Raw genomic sequence first — 19,100 nt, 5'->3', positions numbered from 1 at the left:
GTAAACGATCAGGAGGTGCTCATGTGATGAAAGAAGCAGTAACAGTAAGCAACGTGACAAAACATTTCCAGCGAAAAACCGCTGTAAACCACATCAGCTTCAGTATTGAAAAAGGAGAAATTGCAGCCATTCTCGGGCCAAATGGGGCAGGGAAGACGACCGTCGTCTCGATGATATTAGGATTGCTGAAACCGAGTGAGGGAGAAATCAAACTATTTAACCGGGTTCCCGATGATCAACAGGTTCGTGAAAAAATAGGTGTAATGCTTCAGGAAGTAAGTGTCATGCCGGGCCTTAAGGTGGATGAAATCCTTGAACTCTTCCGGAGCTATTATCCGAATCCATTGTCCATGAAAGAACTCGTTTCGTTAACAGCACTCACCAAAGAAGATTTGAAAACAAGAGCAGAAAAATTATCCGGCGGACAAAAACGCCGTTTGAGCTTTGCTTTGGCTCTTGCCGGGAACCCGGAGCTGCTTATACTTGATGAACCGACAGTCGGCATGGACACTTCATCAAGACACCGATTCTGGCAGACCATTCACGGACTGTCGGACCAAGGAAAAACGATTATTTTTTCAACTCATTATTTACAGGAAGCAGATGATGCCGCACAGCGAATCCTATTTTTTACTGAAGGACAGCTTGTTGCAGACGGCTCACCAATGCAAATCCGCTCAAGAATTCAAAAACAGTCTGTTTCCTTTACGCTTCATTCAAGTGAATCATTGGAAAGGCTGTCTTGTCACCCGGAAGTCGAGAGAGTGATCCACGAGCATGAGAGAACCATCATCCAGACATCAAATACAGACAAAGTGTTGGCGCTGATCTTTCAAGAAAACATACATGCACGGGATATTCGAATTGAGCAAGCAACGCTCGATGAGGCATTTCGCCAGCTGGCTGACGGCAACAGGGAGGCGATGTGAGTGAACGTGCTGCAAAAGCAAAGCATCGCTGAAATGAAAAGGGTGCTTAGGAACAAGTACTTTGTGCTTTGGTCTCTGATCATGCCGATTGCCTTTTATTATTTCTTTACAAATGTAGTGAATACCAACGTCCCTGATCAACGTGCATGGGAAGCCCATTACCTGATGTCGATGACAGTCTTCAGCGTGATGGGTTCCTCTATCATGACGCTTGGCATCCGAATGGTACAAGAACGGTCACAAGGCTGGGCCGCCTTTATCCGCCTTACGCCTCTTCCGGATCATATCTATTTATCAGCTCAGATGATCGGCCAAAGTGTCATTCACGTTTTATCAATTACCGTCATATTTCTGTTCGGCGCAATCATCAATGATATTGCCTTGTCACCGTTTGAATGGATGATGAGCGGACTGTGGATTTTGTTTGGCGCATTGCCTTTTTTAGCATTAGGCACACTAATCGGCCTCATGAGAAAAGTAGAAACAGCGGCCGGAATCAGTAATGTGCTTTATATGCTGCTGGCTTTAGGCGGAGGGATGTGGATGCCGTTTGAGGTCATGCCTGACATGATGCAGAGCATTGGCCAGTGGCTTCCGTCTTATCATTTCGGGAGCGGAGCGTGGGAACTTGTCCGGGGTGGGAGTCCGACTTGGAAAAATATTCTGATATTAATCGCTTATATGATGCTCTTCATGCTACTATCTAAATATATAAGAAGAAAACAAGAAGCGGTGTAATACATGAAAAAGGCAATATCTATTTTCCCGAAGGAATTCGGGTTTTTCCCTTATATCTTTCTGGTGTATACGATTATGCCGTTCCTCTCTTTATTAAAAGAATCAGGGGTCAAACAGGGGATCGGATATGGTATGCTGCTCCTTTTTGTAGCGGCATATCGCCAGTTATTCTGCAGCGTGGGCAAAGCTTCGTTTACATATTGGCTTATCGTGCAAATGGCGGTTATTTTGATGTATAGTGTGTTTTACAATATCACCTATATATACTTAGGTTTTTTTCCGGCAAACTTTGTTGGTTATTACAAAGAGAAAACGAATTTTAACCGTGCGTTCTGCGCTTTAATCTTTATACTGCTTTTTCCATGCCTATACCAATTTATCGCGAATTCGGTCTCGCTTCGGGAGCTTTTTTCTGTTCTCCCGTTTCTCGTCATTATGCTCATTTCTCCATTCGGAATTCGTTCTATGTTTCGGAGGATTGAGCTTGAAAATAAGCTTGCACAAGCCAACGAACAGATAAAAGAACTCTCTAAAAGAGAGGAGCGTGTTCGAATCGCCCGTGATCTTCACGATACTCTTGGCCACACCCTGTCGCTGCTTACATTAAAAAGCCAGCTCATTCAGCGGCTGGCTGCATCTGATCCAGAACGGACCAAGCTTGAGGCAAAAGAAATGGAAACCAGCTCACGATCCGCACTCAAGCAAGTTCGAGAGCTGGTTTCTGATATGAGGACGGTCACGATAACAGAGGAGCTCGTAAACATTCAGCACATATTAAGAGCGGGGAACATTACCTTTCAATACGAAGGAGCCGACGACTTTTCAGCGATATCTCCCGTCACTCAAAATATTATCAGTATGTGTATGCGGGAAGCCGTGACTAACATTATCAAGCACAGCAAAGCAACCCACTGTGCCATCACCATTTCTCAATTTGCTGACAAAATGAGGATCGTAATACGGGATGACGGAAAGGGAGCGCCGAAGGAGAAAATGTTTGGGAATGGCCTGTGGGGAATGGAAGAACGGCTCATGCTCATTGAAGGGGGATTAACGGTTTCAGATCATAACGGAACGGTTGTGGCACTGACGATTCCGCTTATTAAAAAAGCAGAATGATTGGAGGACGAAAAGAATGATTCGTCTGTTTATTGCTGAGGACCAGCGCATGCTTTTAGGCGCTTTGGGATCCTTGCTTGATTTAGAAGAGGATATGACAGTCATCGGACAAGCATTGAACGGGGAAGAGGCGCTACATGCTATTTTGAAGCTGGAGCCGGATGTATGCATTATGGACATTGAAATGCCGGTTCGAAGCGGGCTGGATGTGGCAGAGGAATTAATGAAAAAAGGCTGCGTCAGCAAGGTCATTATTTTAACCACCTTTGCCCGCCCCGGATATTTTGAACGCGCCGTAAAGGCCGGTGCACATGGCTATCTGCTGAAAGACGGCGAAATTGACGATCTGGCCGATGCCATTCGAAAATGTGTAAAGGGAAAACGTGTCTTCAGCCCTGAGCTGACGTTTAATATGATGCGAGACGAAAATCCGCTAACCGTTAGAGAGCAAGAAATTCTGAGGCTTGCGGCTTTAGGCAAGACAACAAAAGACATTACGCTGGAGCTCTATTTATCTCAAGGCACAGTTCGAAACTATATCTCAGAAATCATCCAAAAGCTTAATGCGAAAAATCGGACAGAAGCCGCCAGCATTGCTGAGGAAAAGGGCTGGATTTAACCATATACTGCACTCCTGGGAGATCGGGAGTGTTTTTGATATGCCACAAATGAAAATATCCCTAGAAAACCCTTCCCTTCCATTGTCAGAATAGTGTACGATATTCATATAGTTATTTTAACTCAGGTCATCAGATGACCTGATCATATATTGGGGATGAGAGAGGGGTTCATCATGAAAGTCTCACTTTTTGTCACTTGTCTTGTTGATATGTTTCAAACAAATGTCGGAAAAGCAACGGTTGAGCTGCTGGAGCGGCTTGGGTGCGAGGTTGATTTTCCAGAAGGGCAGATTTGCTGCGGACAGCCGGCTTACAACAGCGGCTATGTACATGACGCCAAAAAAGCAATGAAACGGATGATCGAAACGTTTCAGGATTCCGAATATGTTGTCAGTCCTTCGGGTTCCTGCACAACGATGTTCCGGGAGTATCCGCACCTGTTTCAGGATGATCCGAAATGGGCCGATAAAGCGCAAAAGCTGGCGGATAAAACGTATGAACTGACAGATTTTATTGTGAACGTCCTTGGGGTAGAGGATGTCGGCGCGACCCTTCATACAAAAGCGACCTTACATACGTCGTGCCATATGACTAGGCTGCTGGGTGTTCGGGAGGAGCCGATGAAGCTGTTGAGCCATGTGAAGGGCCTGCAGTTTACAGAGCTTCCGGGCAAACATAACTGCTGCGGATTCGGAGGAACGTTCTCCGTCAAGATGGCGCAGATTTCTGAGCAGATGGTTGATGAAAAAGTCGAATGTGTGGAGGAAACGGGAGCAGAGGTGCTGATCGGTGCTGACTGCGGCTGTTTGATGAATATCGGGGGACGGCTTGGCCGAAAAGATAAGAATGTCAAAGTGATGCACATCGCCGAAGTGCTCAACAGCAGATAAAACTGGATTCAGAGGGGGAAAGGATCATGGCGATGAAAATCGGTACTGACGCTTTTAAAGAGCGGGTATCACAGGGGATTGATAATGAATTTATGAGAGGCGCTGTTTCGGGTGCACAGGAGCGTCTGCGGACGCGGCGCCTAGAGGCAGCAGAAGAACTGGGAAACTGGGAGGAGTGGCGCTCATTATCAGAGGAAATCAGGCAGCATGTCCTTGAAAACCTTGATTTCTATCTCGGACAGCTTGCCGAAAATGTGGCGAAAAGAGGCGGACATGTCTATTTCGCGGAAACAGCGGAAGAGGCGTCTTCCTATATTCGGGATGTCATTCAAAAGAAGAACGGGAAGAAAATTGTGAAATCTAAATCAATGGTCACAGAGGAAATCAATCTGAATGAGGTGCTGGAGAAGGAAGGCTGTGAAGTCGTAGAAACCGATCTCGGCGAGTATATTTTGCAGATTGATGATCACGATCCGCCGTCACATATCGTAGCGCCCGCCCTTCATAAAAATAAAGAGCAGATACGCGATGTGTTTAAAGAAAGGCTAGACTATCAACATACAGAAAAACCGGAAGAGCTGGTGATGCATGCGCGCGCCATTCTCCGTAAAAAGTTTCTGGAAGCGGATATCGGCATTACCGGCTGTAACTTCGCCATCGCTGACACGGGTTCCGTCAGCCTTGTGACCAATGAAGGAAATGGACGGCTTGTGAGCACCTTGCCGAAAACACAAATTACCGTCATGGGAATGGAGCGGATTGTCCCGTCATTTTCTGAATTTGAAGTGCTAGTCAGCATGCTGACAAGAAGTGCTGTCGGACAGCGGCTGACAAGTTATATTACAGCTTTGACGGGTCCGAAGCTGGAAGGTGAAGTGGACGGTCCGGAAGAATTCCATCTTGTCATCGTTGATAATGGACGATCCAATATCCTTGGAACGGAATTCCAGTCTGTGCTGCAATGTATCCGCTGTGCCGCCTGTATCAATGTCTGTCCTGTGTACCGCCATGTCGGCGGACATTCATACGGCTCAATCTACTCGGGGCCGATCGGAGCTGTTTTATCACCGTTGCTCGGCGGTTATGACGATTATAAGGAGCTGCCGTACGCATCTTCACTGTGCGCTGCTTGTTCAGAAGCCTGCCCGGTCAAAATCCCGCTTCATGAGCTGCTGCTCAAGCATCGTCAGAATATCGTCGAAAAAGAAGGCAGGGCGCCGATCAGTGAAAAGCTTGCAATGAAAGCATTCGGACTTGGCGCATCCTCCTTATCGCTTTACAAAATGGGCTCAAAATGGGCGCCGGCCGCCATGACGCCTTTTACAGAGGACGAAAAAATTTCGAAAGGGCCCGGCCCGCTTAAAAATTGGACCCAGATTCGCGACTTCCCGGCACCGCATAAATCGAGATTCAGAGACTGGTTTGCGGACAGAGAAACAAGTGAACGCACGAAGGAGGAGCAGTGATGACGAAGGGAACCATTCAGAATCAAGAGAGCTTTTTAAACCGAATCGCATCCAGCCTGGGCCGTGAACGAAGAACAGGAGGCGTGGCAGTCCCTGAATGGGCGCATCAGCCGCAATATAAAACACTTGAAGGTTATTCAGCGGATGACTTAGTCACAGTGCTCAAAAACCATTGTGTCAAAATCCATACAGAGCTGATTGAAACGGATTCAACCGGCCTTTACGATGCCCTGCGCGAGCAAGTCAGCCGCTTTTCTGGAGGCCCTGTCATCATTCCGAAGGACCCCCGCTTTGAAGAATACGGACTGAAAAGCCTGCTCACCAAGGACTGGCCGAGTGAAGGAACGCCGGTCTGGGAGTGGGATGCTGACAAAGGCGAGGAAAATATTAAAAAAGCGGAGCAAGCCAATGTAGGGATTACATTCAGCGAAATTACATTGGCTGAGTCGGGGACGGTTGTCCTCTTCTCCTCAAAAGACATCGGCCGCTCTGTCAGCCTTTTGCCAACGACTTATATTGCGATCGTGCCGAAATCAAGCATTGTACCGAGAATGACACAAGCCAGTGATATCATCCGCCAAAACATTGCGAACGGTGTCACTGTTCCTTCATGTATCAACTACATTACCGGACCGAGTAACTCAGCCGACATTGAAATGGATTTAGTTGTGGGGGTGCATGGACCAGTAAAGGCAGCATATATTCTCGTCTCTGACCGCTGAACTCAGGAAGCCCGGCAGGCATATGCCGGGCTTTTTGCTTGAAAAAACTTCAACTTCCAATTTTTTGGCCGATGAGAAGAGTATGACTTGATACAGGAGGAAATGCGATGAAAAAATGGCTGATCATAGCGGTTTCACTGGCGATTGCGATTGTTCTGTTTATGTATACAAAAGGAGAAGCGAAGGCAGCCGGTATGACAGTAGGCTACACGACTGGGGATACGGCTTCATACAATGCTCTTACGAAATATCATACATACATGAATGCCATCGCAACCGATACATTTGCGTTTGAAAAAAACGGACAAATCATTGGCGATGCCCCAACTAAGCAGCTGACATATGCGAAAAAGAAAAAAATCAAGACATGGGCTGTCATTTCAAACTATAATGATGCCATTTATGATTTTGACGGAGATTTAGCGAGTCGGGTCATGAGCAATAAAACAGCGAAAAAACGATTCACAGATCAGTTAATTACACTGGCCAAAAAGCACTCATATTACGGAATCAATATCGATTTTGAAGCAGTAAATCCAGAAGACCGCGCTGCATACTCGAACTTCATTCAATATGTCTCACAGGCTTTGAATAAGAAACATATTAAAACAATGGTATCCGTTCCGGCCAAAAGCGCCGATGATAAAAATGATGACTGGAGCTGGCCGTATGATTATGCGAAAATCGGCAAATATGCCGACTTCGTACAAGTCATGACCTACGATGAACACGGCATTTGGGGTGAGCCGGGGTCAGTGGCAAGCACAAACTGGATCAAAAGCTCTCTGCAGTTTTCAGTCAAAAAGATCAAAGCCAATAAAGTCATCATGGGAATCCCTGCGTACGGCTATGACTGGGATGTAAAAGACGGAAGTACCAGCACAATAAGGGAATGGAATGAGCTCAAATCCCTCATCAAAAAACAAAAAGCAAAGCCGGCATTCAACAAAAAATCAGGCTCGATGACGTTTTCTTATGTTGACAAAAAGAAGCATAAACATGTCGTGTGGTATGAAAACGAAAAAACCGTTCAAACGAAAAGCCATCTGGCAAAGCAATATAAAATAGCAGGTGTTTCAGTTTACGCATTAGGAAACGAGTCAGAATCCTTTTGGAAAGCCATTCGAAAAGGGACAAAATAACAGTTTCTTTTTTCTCTGAAGTTATTGACAGTTAAAAGAGAAGCACGTATATTATGTTAATATATTCAGATCATAAAATTTGAGTTTTTCAGAAAACTAAAACACATAGATTGGGAGCAGTAAAAGAAAGTGATCAGAACAGAGAGCTGCGGGGTGGTGCGACGCAGCCTGATTCTTCTTTGAACTCGCCCGGGAGTGGTAAGACGGAACGGAATAGATTGAATATTCCCTATGTTTTAACGGCTAACCTTCGTTACAGGTCAAAAGCAGGATTCTTCATGAAGGATCAACAAGAGTGGTACCGCGGTCAGCCGAAGGCTCGTCGTCTCTTTATCTATTAGATTAGGTAGGAGACGGCGGGCTTTTTTGTTTTTGAAAACGAGAAGGAGAGGTAGAAGAGGATGAAAAACGACAATCGAACGTTAAAACGCACGATGACGTCCCGCCATATTATGATGATGGCGCTGGGCGGAGCAATCGGCGCAGGTTTATTTAAGGGGAGCAGCTCAGCGATCGATGTGGCAGGGCCATCTGTCATTATCGCATACCTGCTCGGCGGGATTATTTTGCTGTTTATTATGCAGGGGCTGGCGGAAATGGCTGTTCGAAACCGTAACGCCAGAACCTTCCGTGATCTTGTCCAGCAGGTATTGGGAAATTACGCTGCTTACTTTTTGGACTGGATCTACTGGAAAATGTGGGTGCTTAACATTGCGGCTGAAGCTGTTGTAGCTGCGATTTTCATTCAATATTGGCTGCCGGGCTGCCCGATCTGGGTGTTGGCATTAGGAATTTCTCTTATCGTCACGATTGTAAACTTGCTTTCTGTTAAAATCTTCGCCGAAACTGAATATTGGCTGGCAATGATCAAGATTACCGTTATTATTATCTTTATTATTCTGGGATTGCTGCTCTTATTTGTATCATTCGGTGATCATACAGCATCCGGATTTTCCAACCTGACAGACCACGGCGGATTTTTCCCGCACGGCGGCACAGGGCTGATCACGGCGATGCTTGTCGTCATCTACTCTTACGGCGGTACAGAAATTATCGGTGTAACGCTTGCAGAGACAAAAAATCCGGAAAAGGTTGTCCCGAAAGCTGTCCGCAGCACACTGACACGGATTGTCGCGTTTTACCTGCTGCCGTTTTTCATCATCGTCAGCCTGATTCCATGGAACCAAGTCAATTCGGTTCCGGAAAGTCCTTTCGTGATGGTCTTTAAAATGGTAGGCATTCCGGGCGCGGATCATATCATGAATGCAGTCATCCTGCTGGCGATCATTTCTTCTATGAATTCAGGTTTATACGGATCATCACGCATTTTGTATACACAGGCAAGTGACGGAAGGCTTCCAAAGGTCTTCTCGAAGCTTTCATCGAAAAACGTACCGATGTTTGCGATTCTGATGTGCACTTCTTCTCTCTATATTGGCGTATTGATTTCTCTGTTCGCAGGAAGCCAAACATTTAATTATTTAATGGGATCATTGGGATATACCGTTTTATTCATTTGGCTGATCATCGGATTCGCTCATTTAAAATCGAGAAAACAGCAAACGGAAACACCGGCCTATTATGTAAAATGGTTCCCGTACACGACATGGTTTGCGATTGTGGCATTACTCGCCATTCTGATCGGGGTCATCATGACAACATCAATTGTCATTACCGGCATTACTACGGCGATCTACCTTTTGATTACAGTTGCATATTTGGTCAAAGGACGCAAGCATCAGTAAATAAGAAACCCTCTTGCCGCATCCGGCAAGAGGGTTTTTATTATTGTGCAGCTTTCTCGTTTATACCAATCGCCGCAGCTTTCTGCGCTTTTGATTTTGTATTCACGAGACAGATGCTCGTGACAATCAGCAGCAGCCCTGCGAAGAGGCTAAGGGTGAGCGGTTCATGCAGGAAAATGGAGCTGGCCACGATTGATATGAGCGGAATCAAAAAAGTATAAGATGCGACCTTGCTTGCTTCGCCTGAACCGACAAGCGTAAAAAAGACAAGCCAGCCGAGCGCGATAACGAATACGGAGATGAACAGCAGGCTCGTGATAAACGGAGCTGTCCATTGGATCGCCGAAAAGCTTTCTGTCCAAAAGCCGGATATAAGCAGAAACACGCTTCCGATCGTCAGCTGCAGAGCGACCATCCAGATGGAATCGACGCGGCTGCCTGTTTTTTTCATATATACCGTCCCGAGCGCCCAGCTGACTGCGGAGCCGAGAGCCAGCAGAACCCCAATGACAGAAATATGCCCGCCAAAGCCCGCAGCACTAATGACGGCTACTCCCGCAAAACCGAGGATGAGGCCAATCACTTTCATTACAAACATGGATTCGCCGAGCCACAGCCAAGAAAATACACCCATCAGAACAGGCTGAAAGAAGACGATTGCAGAAAACAGGCCGGCCGGAAGATAATTCAGCCCGATCGTTTGCAGGCCGTAGAATAATGTAATATTTAAAAGAGCAGAAACAAGATAAATCGGCCACGTTTCTTTTAAGCGTAATTTATGAATACGCGGCAGTGCGACAATGACTAATAAAAGCCCGCCGATCAGCGTTCGGATGCCCGCGAACAATAATGGCGGAGAATAGGCGAGCGCGGCTTTGGACAGCGGCCAATTGACGCCCCACATGATGACGAGAAATGCGAGCAGGAGAGCTGTCCGCGTTTTTGAGAGCTGCTTCATTGTTCATTCACTCCTTGTAGAACTTTTCCATCATATGATACGGTAGAACATAAGATAAATAAAATGAATCTTTTTTATAAGGAGCATAAGTAAATTGTTATGACTATTACACAATTAAAGGTTTTTGTGAAAATAGCTGAAACGGGAAGCTTTACAAAAGCGGGTCAGGCGCTGAACATGACACAGCCGGCTGTCAGCCATGCGATTTCTGCGATCGAAGCTGAGCTTGATGTAAAGCTGATCATTCGTGACCGCCGCAATGGCCTGATGCTGACGGATACGGGAAAACAGATCTTAGTACACATTAGAGAAGTCTTAAAAGGCATTGAAAAAGTTGAGCAGGTAGCAGCAGCGGAAAAAGGGCTTGAACTGGGAACGATCCATATCGGCACATTCTCAACTGCCTCGGCTTATTTTATGCCGAAGCTGATCAGTGAATTTAAACAAAAATATCCAAAACTTGAGCTCGTGCTGCACGAGGGAACTGTAAATGAAGTCAAGGAGTGGCTTCATACGCGGATGATAGATGTCGGCATTCTTCTGTATCCAACAGAGGAGATGGAGTACATCCATTTGAAAAAAGACAAAATGGCTGTCGTGCTCAGGGACGATCACCCGCTTGCCAGTCATTCGGCCATTACGCTGAAAGATCTTGACCATGAACCGATGATCGTCTGTGACGGAGGCTATGAATCACCATTTGTCGATATGTTCAGGCAGGCGGGCGCTACGCTGCACCCAGCTTTCACGGTCTATAACATCAACACCTCGATCAGTATGATCAGAGAAGGCCTGGGTCTCGCGATTTTATCAGAAATGTCCATGTCGGGGATGCCGCTTCCGGAGCATGTGGTGACCCGGGAATTGGACCCGCAGGTATACCGTGATGTGCAGCTTGCTGTTCCGTCGCTAAAGGAGGCTTCTCTGGCGGCTAAGCTCTTTATTGAGATGGCTAAGGAGCTGTTTGGAGCAGAATAGCGGGCCAAACCGTTCGTTTTACATTGTTCGAATTTCATCGAATCAAATTCTTTTATTCCTGAATGCAGTTGTGTTATGGTGTGATAGAAGTTCTTTCAATCATGACCTGACAGCTTTGGGCTGTTTACTGATAACACATTTGCAAAGGAGAACAATATGTCTAACAACCAACGCAAAGATACCTTGCTTTCTGTCTTGAATTTATCTCCGGTTGTTCAGGGAGGAACGATTGCAGAATCATTCCGAAACAGCATGGACTTGGCGCGCCGGGCAGAGGAATGGGGCTATCACCGTTACTGGCTTGCTGAACATCATAATATAGAAGGTGTTGCAAGCTCCGCCACTGCAGTTTTGATTGGCCATATTGCCGGAGGCACGAAGAAAATCCGCGTCGGTTCCGGCGGCATTATGCTCCCGAACCACTCTTCATTAGTCATTGCTGAACAATTCGGCACACTGGAAACACTGTATCCCGGGCGGATAGATCTGGGGCTTGGACGTGCGCCGGGAACAGACCAATTGACAGCCAGAGCGCTCCGCAGAAACATCAACAGCGGGGAGGATTTTCCAGAACAATTAGAGGAACTGCGCAATTATTTTAAACCGTCAGGAAATGTGCGCAATCAAGTTCGCGCCATTCCCGGAGAGGGCATAGATGTGCCGATTTGGCTGCTGGGCTCAAGCGGCTTCAGCGCCCGTCTGGCTGGTGAACTAGGTCTTCCGTTTGCCTTTGCCGCTCATTTCTCACCGGCGAATACGGTTCCTGCATTGGAGCTTTACCGCAATTCCTTCACGCCGTCAGACGTGCTCGACGAACCGTATGCGATGGTCGGTGTCACCATTATCGCGGCAGATACAAACGAGAAAGCGCAGCACCTTGCGACTTCGCATTATCAAAGGTTTCTTGATCTTGTCCGCGGTACGCCGAACCAGCTTAAACCGCCTGTTGAGGATATGGATCAAATCTGGAGCCCGTATGAAAAAGCGATGGTCAATGAGCAGCTGAGCTCCACGATTGTCGGAGGTCCGGAAGAAGTGAAGGCGAAGCTTGAAGATTTCGTCAAAACGACACAGGCTGACGAAATTATGGTTAACTCAGAAACCTTTGAACACGCAGACAGAATGCGTTCGTTTGAAATCATCGCTGACGTTTGGAAAAACAGATAACAGCTATAAAAAAAGCAATGTAGCGGGGAGACCCATACATTGCTTTTTTTATTCATTCAGTTTTCGTGCGGACTGGCGAATGATCAACTCAGGCTCAAATATGACATCCTCTTGCTTCGGCTTTTTATGCTCTAAGCAGTCAATGACATATTTGGCGGCTGCTTTTCCAAGCACTGATTTCGGATGTTTGACAGAGGTTAGTTTCACTTCTGAGATTTGGGCGAAATGTGAATCATCGTACCCGACAATAGACATATCCTCCGGCACTTTAAGATCCATCTCCCTCAGCATATCAATCACCTTCAGCGCAATTTCATCGTTATAACAAAGAATGGCTGTCGGCATGTGCTTGCTGTTTTTCTCCAGTGTGGCTTTTACTTTCTCCAGAAGTTTTGATTCTTTTTCTTCCGTTGTAAATGTCACGATCATATCCGGAGAAGGAAACAACTCACGCTCCCGGTGCGCCTGTATAAATCCGTTCATCCGTTTCACGCCTTGTGTGTCATCAGCTTTAAAAATACCCATCATATGCGTGTGGCCGAGAGAAAGCAAATGCTCCGCCGCCATCATCCCGCCTTTCACATCATCCAAGGTAAAACTTGGCGCGGCAAGCTCGGCATATGACGCGTTAATCATCGCAAAAGGAATGCCGTTTTTCTCCAAGTTCAGATAATAGCCGATGTTTGGGGTTTGAAGGGCGCTTTTTGTCGGTTCTACGATGAGTCCGTCAATATGCTGGGACAGCAGGTTTTCTAAGCCTCTTCTTTCGTTGTCCGGGTTGTTGTTTGTGCTTGTCAAAAGCATAGAATACCCCTGCTCGCTTAAATAGGACTCGATTCCTCTGATGATGCTCGGGAAAATATAGTCTGATATGTAGGTTGTCAAAACACCGATCGTTTTATTGGAATGCAGCGCTGACTTAGCAGAGCGTGAAGCGACAAAGGTGCCTCCGCCTTGCACGCTGTACAGCAGACCTTGTGATACGAGGTCTCCGATCGCTTTACGGATGGTATGCCGGCTGACGCCGAATTGCTGCATTAATTCGTTTTCGGTAGGGATTTTTTGATCGGGCAGTATTTTGCCTTGATTAATCCAAGAACTGATTTCTTCTTTTACTTGCGCGTATTTTGGTAACATATCCATTCCTCCAAAATGTATACGGACAAATTTCAGTATATCACAGCGTTCTTTGTAAGAAAACATTGACAGAAAATGCAAACAAGATTATTCTATATTTGTACGTACTAATTAAATGTAATTTTCGTTAAATTTTAATATAAGTACGTACAATTGAAAAGTGGAATGTAAACGCTTTATTCAACATTCGGGAGGGCAGGGAAATGAAGAATACTCCAACTCAATTAGAACCAAATGTTCCTGTAACAAGAAGCCATTCAATGGGATTTGTCATTTTGATCTCATGTGCGGCGGGGCTTGGCGGCTTATTGTATGGCTATGACACGGCAGTGATTTCTGGCGCCATCGGTTTTCTGAAAGATTTATACAGCCTGAGTCCGTTTATGGAGGGACTTGTCATTTCAAGCATTATGATTGGAGGAGTTGTGGGCGTCGGGATATCCGGATTTTTAAGTGACAGATTCGGCCGGAGAAAAATTTTAATGACAGCCGCTTTGTTATTTGCGATATCAGCAATCGTTTCAGCACTTTCTCAAGACGTGTCCACCTTAATCATTGCAAGGATTATCGGGGGGCTGGGAATCGGGATGGGCTCATCGCTCTCTGTTACGTATATTACAGAAGCGGCACCGCCCGCCATACGCGGAAGTTTATCTTCGTTATATCAGCTCTTTACGATACTGGGTATTTCCGCAACATACTTTATTAATCTAGCTGTGCAGCGGTCCGGAACATACGAATGGGGCGTGCACACCGGCTGGAGATGGATGCTTGCTTACGGAATGGTGCCGTCCGTCATCTTTTTCCTTGTCCTGCTCGTCGTCCCGGAAAGTCCGAGATGGCTGGCGAAAGCGGGCAAAACAAATGAAGCTTTAAAGATCCTGACACGTATTAATGGAGAAACTGTTGCAAAAGAAGAATTAAAGAACATTGAGAACTCTTTAAAAATAGAACAAATGGGGTCGCTCTCCCAGCTGTTTAAGCCGGGTCTCAGAAAGGCGCTTGTCATTGGAATCCTGCTGGCGCTGTTTAACCAAGTCATCGGCATGAACGCCATTACTTACTACGGGCCGGAAATCTTTAAAATGATGGGATTCGGGCAAAACGCCGGATTTGTGACAACTTGTATCGTCGGTGTTGTAGAAGTCATCTTTACCGTTATTGCGGTGTTGCTGATTGATAAAGTCGGACGAAAAAAACTGATGTCCATCGGTTCTGCTTTTATGGCTATTTTTATGATTTTAATCGGGACGTCGTTTTATTTTGAGTTAACAAGCGGGATCATGATGATCGTCCTTATATTAGGTTTTGTCGCTGCTTTCTGTGTCTCGGTCGGACCGATCACATGGATTATGATTTCTGAAATCTTCCCGAACCATCTGCGTGCGCGGGCCGCGGGCATTGCGACCATCTTTTTATGGGGAGCAAACTGGGCGATCGGACAGTTTGTGCCAATGATGATCGATTCTTTCGGGCTCGCCTATACATTTTGGATCTTTGCGGTGATTAACATCCTTTGTTTCCTGTTTGTCGTTACGATCTGTCCGGAAACGAAGAACAAATCGCTCGAGGAAATTGAAAAGCTTTGGATAAAATGAAAACGCTTTAATGAAACAGCCCTTTCTACGGGAAGGGCTGTTTATATTGGGATGCACCATTTGGCGCTTTCTGTATAAGATAAAGATATATAGGATAAAATATTGCTGGATAAAACGACGCGGCATGAAAACTCTGCGAATATTGTCGATGAATTGGCTCTTAACAGTTGAATAAACAATTCCACCCTGTTAAAATAATTAAAGAAAGCAGAAATGATTTTTTTTGGCTATGACGGGACGTTTTTTGTCATAGCGGGACATATAATGTCCAGCGAAAAAGGAAGGAACGTTTGAGTCATGAACCAGTTAATACAAGCTCAAAAAAAATTATTGCCTGATCTTCTGCTCGTTATGCAAAAGAGGTTTGAAATCTTGCAGTATATCAGGCTGACAGAACCCATCGGGCGAAGAAGCCTGTCTGCCAGTCTCGGAATCAGCGAGCGTGTGCTGAGGGGCGAGGTTCAGTTTTTAAAGGAACAGAACCTGGTCGATATTAAGACAAACGGCATGACATTGACAGAAGAGGGCTATGAACTGCTTTCTGTTTTGGAAGATACGATGAAAGATGTTTTAGGTTTGACTCTTTTGGAAAAGACATTAAAAGAACGTTTAAATCTAAAGGATGCCATTATCGTATCCGGAGACAGCGATCAATCCCCATGGGTCAAAAAAGAAATGGGAAGAGCGGCTGTCGCATGTATGAAAAAAAGATTTTCAGGCAAAAATATCGTCGCTGTAACTGGCGGTACGACAATTGAAGCTGTCGCCGAAATGATGACGCCGGATTCTAAAAACCGCGAGCTTTTGTTTGTGCCTGCAAGAGGCGGTTTAGGCGAAGATGTGAAAAACCAGGCGAACACCATATGCGCGCATATGGCGGAGAAGGCTTCAGGCACTTACCGGCTTTTGTTTGTTCCGGGACAGCTGTCACAAGGCGCCTATTCATCTATTATTGAAGAGCCTTCTGTCAAAGAGGTGCTGAACACCATTAAATCAGCGAGTATGCTGGTTCATGGAATCGGCGAAGCTAAAACTATGGCTCAGCGCAGAAACACGCCTTTAGAAGACTTAAAGAAAATAGATGATAACGACGCAGTGACAGAAGCGTTCGGCTACTATTTTAACGCGGACGGCGAAGTGGTTCACAAAGTGCATTCTGTCGGAATGCAGCTGGATGACATAGACGCCATCCCCGATATTATTGCGGTAGCGGGCGGATCATCAAAAGCCGAGGCGATCGAGGCTTACTTTAAAAAGCCACGCAACACGGTTCTCGTCACAGACGAAGGAGCCGCAAAGAAGTTATTAAGGGATGAATAATCCCTCAATATAAATATCTCTCACTTATTTAAAGGAGGAAACAATCATGGCAGTAAAAGTCGGTATTAACGGTTTTGGTCGTATTGGACGTAACGTATTCCGCGCAGCATTAAACAATCCTGAAGTTGAGGTAGTAGCGGTTAACGATTTAACAGATGCTAACATGCTAGCTCACCTTTTACAATATGATTCTGTACACGGAAAATTAGACGCTGAAGTTTCAGTTGACGGTAACAACCTTGTTGTTAACGGCAAAACAATTGAAGTTTCTGCAGAACGCGATCCTGCTAAACTTAGCTGGGGCAAACAAGGCGTTGAAATCGTAGTTGAATCTACTGGTTTCTTCACAAAACGCGCAGACGCTGCGAAACACTTAGAAGCTGGCGCGAAAAAAGTAATCATCTCTGCTCCTGCTAACGAAGAAGATATCACAATCGTTATGGGTGTTAACGAAGATAAATACGATGCGGCTAACCACGATGTTATCTCTAACGCATCTTGCACAACAAACTGCCTTGCGCCGTTTGCAAAAGTACTTAACGATAAATTCGGCATCAAACGCGGTATGATGACAACTGTTCACTCTTACACAAACGATCAGCAAATCCTTGATCTTCCGCACAAAGACTACCGTCGTGCGCGTGCAGCAGCTGAAAACATCATCCCAACATCAACTGGTGCTGCTAAAGCAGTTTCTCTAGTTCTTCCTGAACTAAAAGGCAAACTGAACGGTGGAGCAATGCGTGTTCCAACTCCAAACGTTTCTCTAGTTGACTTGGTTGCTGAACTGAACCAAGAAGTAACAGCTGAAGAAGTAAACGCAGCTCTTAAAGAAGCGGCTGAAGGCGACCTTAAAGGAATCCTTGGCTACAGCGAAGAGCCATTAGTTTCTGGCGACTACAACGGAAACAAAAACTCTTCTACAATCGATGCTCTTTCTACAATGGTTATGGAAGGCAGCATGGTAAAAGTAATCTCTTGGTACGATAACGAAAGCGGCTACTCTAACCGCGTTGTTGACCTTGCAGCTTACATCGCAAAAAAAGGTCTTTAATTTATAGCTGAAAAAGGACCTGACTTGGTTCTTTCGAATAGAAGCGCTATAATGAAAGCGGACAAGGGAAGGGGACGGACTCCCTTTCCCTTTTTCCATGAAGACCGGCTTTCAGAAAACGCTCTGTGATAGAGAAACGAACGCGTTTTAAGCAGCCTTGCCGGCGCTTTCGCCTAAGGCCGCTGCCCTGGCTTTTAGACGAACTGCCCTGTGCCGAAAAAGACTGCGATCTGCCCTAGCGGAGTTATCGCTTGAACAGACGGTTTCACGTTTTTCGTGCTGTATGCAAACCATTTTGAAGGAGGATCTCCTAGGCATGAATAAAAAAACTCTCAAAGACATCGACGTAAAAGGCAAAGTTGTATTCTGCCGCGTCGACTTTAACGTTCCAATGAAAGACGGGGAAGTAACAGACGATACACGTATCCGTGCCGCGCTTCCAACAATCAAACACCTTGCAGACCAAGGCGCAAAAGTCCTTCTTGCGAGCCACTTAGGCCGCCCGAAAGGCGAAGTGGTTGAGGAGCTTCGTTTAACTCCTGTCGCTGCACGTCTCGGCGAACTGTTTGGCAAAGAAGTAAAAAAAGCGGATGAAGCATACGGCGATGCTGTAAAAGCACAAATTTCCGAGATGAAGGACGGAGACGTTCTTGTATTGGAAAACGTACGTTTCTATCCTGGTGAAGAGAAAAATGACCCTGAGCTTGCAAAAGCATTTGCTGAGCTTGCAGATGTATATGTAAATGACGCATTCGGTGCTGCCCACCGTGCTCACGCATCTACAGCTGGAATTGCCGAGCATCTGCCAGCAGTTGCAGGTTTCTTAATGGAAAAAGAGCTTGATGTACTTGGAAAAGCGGTTTCCAACCCTGACCGCCCGTTCACAGCGATCATCGGCGGAGCGAAAGTAAAAGACAAAATCGGTGTAATCGAAAGTCTTCTTGATAAAGTAGACAACCTGATCATCGGCGGAGGTCTTGCTTATACTTTCGTAAAAGCGCTTGGCTATGAAGTCGGTAAATCTCTTCTTGAAGAGGATAAAATCGAGCTTGCGAAATCATTTATGGACCGCGCTAAAGAAAAAGGCGTTAACTTCTACATGCCTGAAGATGTACTCGTTGCAGATGATTTCTCTAACGATGCAAACGTGAAAATTGTGCCGATCTCTGAAATCCCTAGTGATTTAGAAGCAATCGACATTGGTACGAAAACACGCGAAACGTATGCTGACGTCATCAAAAACAGCAAACTTGTCGTGTGGAACGGACCAATGGGCGTATTCGAAATCGACTTGTTCGCTCAAGGAACAAAAGCGGTTGCGGAAGCATTGGCAGAGGCGAAAGATACATACTCTGTCATCGGCGGAGGAGACTCTGCGGCAGCGGTTGAAAAATTCGGCCTTGCTGACAAAATGAGCCACATCTCAACAGGCGGCGGCGCATCCCTTGAGTTTATGGAAGGCAAAGAGCTTCCAGGGGTAGCTGCACTGAACGATAAATAATCTCAAAACTGCTATA

General features: G+C 45.9%; 17 protein-coding genes and 1 other annotated feature. Of the genes, 15 read left to right on the top strand and 2 right to left on the bottom strand.

Annotated features, from left to right (window positions below):
• Positions 1-23 precede the first annotated feature (23 nt).
• From MKX71_RS17515 to MKX71_RS17475, 9 genes are all read left to right on the top strand, one after another.
• Positions 24-929 (top strand): ABC transporter ATP-binding protein, encoded by a 906-nt coding sequence (locus MKX71_RS17515; RefSeq protein ID WP_072692770.1) that lies wholly within the window; start codon positions 24-26, stop codon positions 927-929.
• Positions 930-1,667, top strand: coding sequence for an ABC transporter permease (locus tag MKX71_RS17510; RefSeq protein ID WP_003228297.1), 738 nt, complete (start codon positions 930-932; stop codon positions 1,665-1,667). It abuts the gene before it with no gap.
• Positions 1,668-1,670: 3 nt separating this feature from the next.
• Entirely contained in the window at positions 1,671-2,786 is a 1,116-nt protein-coding gene (gene yvfT / locus MKX71_RS17505) for a two-component system sensor histidine kinase YvfT (protein ID WP_038429658.1), read from the top strand.
• A gap of 16 nt (positions 2,787-2,802) precedes the next feature.
• Positions 2,803-3,405: a two-component system response regulator YvfU gene (gene yvfU / locus MKX71_RS17500; RefSeq protein ID WP_015251201.1), complete on the top strand. Its 603-nt coding sequence runs from the start codon at positions 2,803-2,805 to the stop codon at positions 3,403-3,405.
• Between the two features lie 174 nt (positions 3,406-3,579).
• The gene (gene lutA / locus MKX71_RS17495) at positions 3,580-4,296 is read left to right on the top strand and encodes a lactate utilization iron-sulfur protein LutA (RefSeq protein ID WP_014478017.1); all 717 of its coding nucleotides are present in this window, start codon (positions 3,580-3,582) and stop codon (positions 4,294-4,296) included.
• A 26-nt stretch (positions 4,297-4,322) separates the two neighbouring features.
• Positions 4,323-5,762, top strand: a complete 1,440-nt coding sequence (lutB, locus tag MKX71_RS17490) for a lactate utilization iron-sulfur protein LutB (RefSeq protein WP_014480926.1) — start codon at positions 4,323-4,325, stop codon at positions 5,760-5,762.
• Positions 5,762-6,484, top strand: coding sequence for a lactate utilization protein LutC (gene lutC, locus MKX71_RS17485; protein ID WP_003228309.1), 723 nt, complete (start codon positions 5,762-5,764; stop codon positions 6,482-6,484). The genes lutB and lutC overlap by 1 nt, the downstream gene beginning before the upstream one ends.
• Before the next feature lie 107 nt (positions 6,485-6,591).
• On the top strand, positions 6,592-7,626 hold the full coding sequence (locus MKX71_RS17480) for a glycoside hydrolase family 18 protein (protein ID WP_167408446.1): 1,035 nt from the start codon (positions 6,592-6,594) through the stop codon (positions 7,624-7,626).
• A gap of 97 nt (positions 7,627-7,723) precedes the next feature.
• Positions 7,724-7,959, top strand: a binding site (T-box leader).
• 68 nt (positions 7,960-8,027) lie between these two features.
• Entirely contained in the window at positions 8,028-9,371 is a 1,344-nt protein-coding gene (locus MKX71_RS17475) for an amino acid permease (RefSeq protein ID WP_339231399.1), read from the top strand.
• 40 nt (positions 9,372-9,411) lie between these two features.
• Here MKX71_RS17475 and MKX71_RS17470 read toward each other — a convergent pair whose 3' ends face one another.
• Positions 9,412-10,329: a DMT family transporter gene (locus MKX71_RS17470; protein WP_015251205.1), complete on the bottom strand. Its 918-nt coding sequence runs from the start codon at positions 10,327-10,329 to the stop codon at positions 9,412-9,414.
• 99 nt (positions 10,330-10,428) lie between these two features.
• Between MKX71_RS17470 and MKX71_RS17465 the strand changes: the two genes are divergently transcribed.
• A complete protein-coding gene (locus MKX71_RS17465) occupies positions 10,429-11,307 on the top strand; it encodes a LysR family transcriptional regulator (protein ID WP_003228316.1) in 879 nt (292 codons plus the stop codon).
• Between the two features lie 156 nt (positions 11,308-11,463).
• Complete coding sequence (locus MKX71_RS17460) at positions 11,464-12,474, top strand: MsnO8 family LLM class oxidoreductase (RefSeq protein WP_003228318.1); 1,011 nt, start codon at positions 11,464-11,466, stop codon at positions 12,472-12,474.
• A gap of 48 nt (positions 12,475-12,522) precedes the next feature.
• Here the strand turns inward: MKX71_RS17460 and araR are convergent, their stop codons facing one another.
• On the bottom strand, positions 12,523-13,611 hold the full coding sequence (gene araR / locus MKX71_RS17455; protein ID WP_003243070.1) for an arabinose utilization transcriptional regulator AraR: 1,089 nt from the start codon (positions 13,609-13,611) through the stop codon (positions 12,523-12,525).
• 203 nt (positions 13,612-13,814) lie between these two features.
• Here araR and araE point away from each other — a divergent pair, with 203 nt between their 5' ends.
• From araE to MKX71_RS17435, 4 genes are all read left to right on the top strand, one after another.
• Entirely contained in the window at positions 13,815-15,209 is a 1,395-nt protein-coding gene (araE, locus tag MKX71_RS17450) for an arabinose-proton symporter AraE (protein WP_003243899.1), read from the top strand.
• Between the two features lie 297 nt (positions 15,210-15,506).
• Complete coding sequence (gene cggR / locus MKX71_RS17445) at positions 15,507-16,529, top strand: gapA transcriptional regulator CggR (protein WP_009968188.1); 1,023 nt, start codon at positions 15,507-15,509, stop codon at positions 16,527-16,529.
• A 46-nt stretch (positions 16,530-16,575) separates the two neighbouring features.
• A complete protein-coding gene (gene gap / locus MKX71_RS17440) occupies positions 16,576-17,583 on the top strand; it encodes a type I glyceraldehyde-3-phosphate dehydrogenase (RefSeq protein WP_003219957.1) in 1,008 nt (335 codons plus the stop codon).
• 316 nt (positions 17,584-17,899) lie between these two features.
• Positions 17,900-19,084: a phosphoglycerate kinase gene (locus MKX71_RS17435; protein ID WP_319620211.1), complete on the top strand. Its 1,185-nt coding sequence runs from the start codon at positions 17,900-17,902 to the stop codon at positions 19,082-19,084.
• Positions 19,085-19,100: the final 16 nt, after the last annotated feature.

The sequence above is a fragment of the Bacillus sp. FSL M8-0071 genome, from assembly GCF_037975455.1.
GTDB lineage: Bacteria > Bacillota > Bacilli > Bacillales > Bacillaceae > Bacillus > Bacillus subtilis.
The sequence above is the reverse complement of the archived record's forward strand: the minus strand, read 5'-3'. Positions and strand labels throughout refer to the sequence as shown.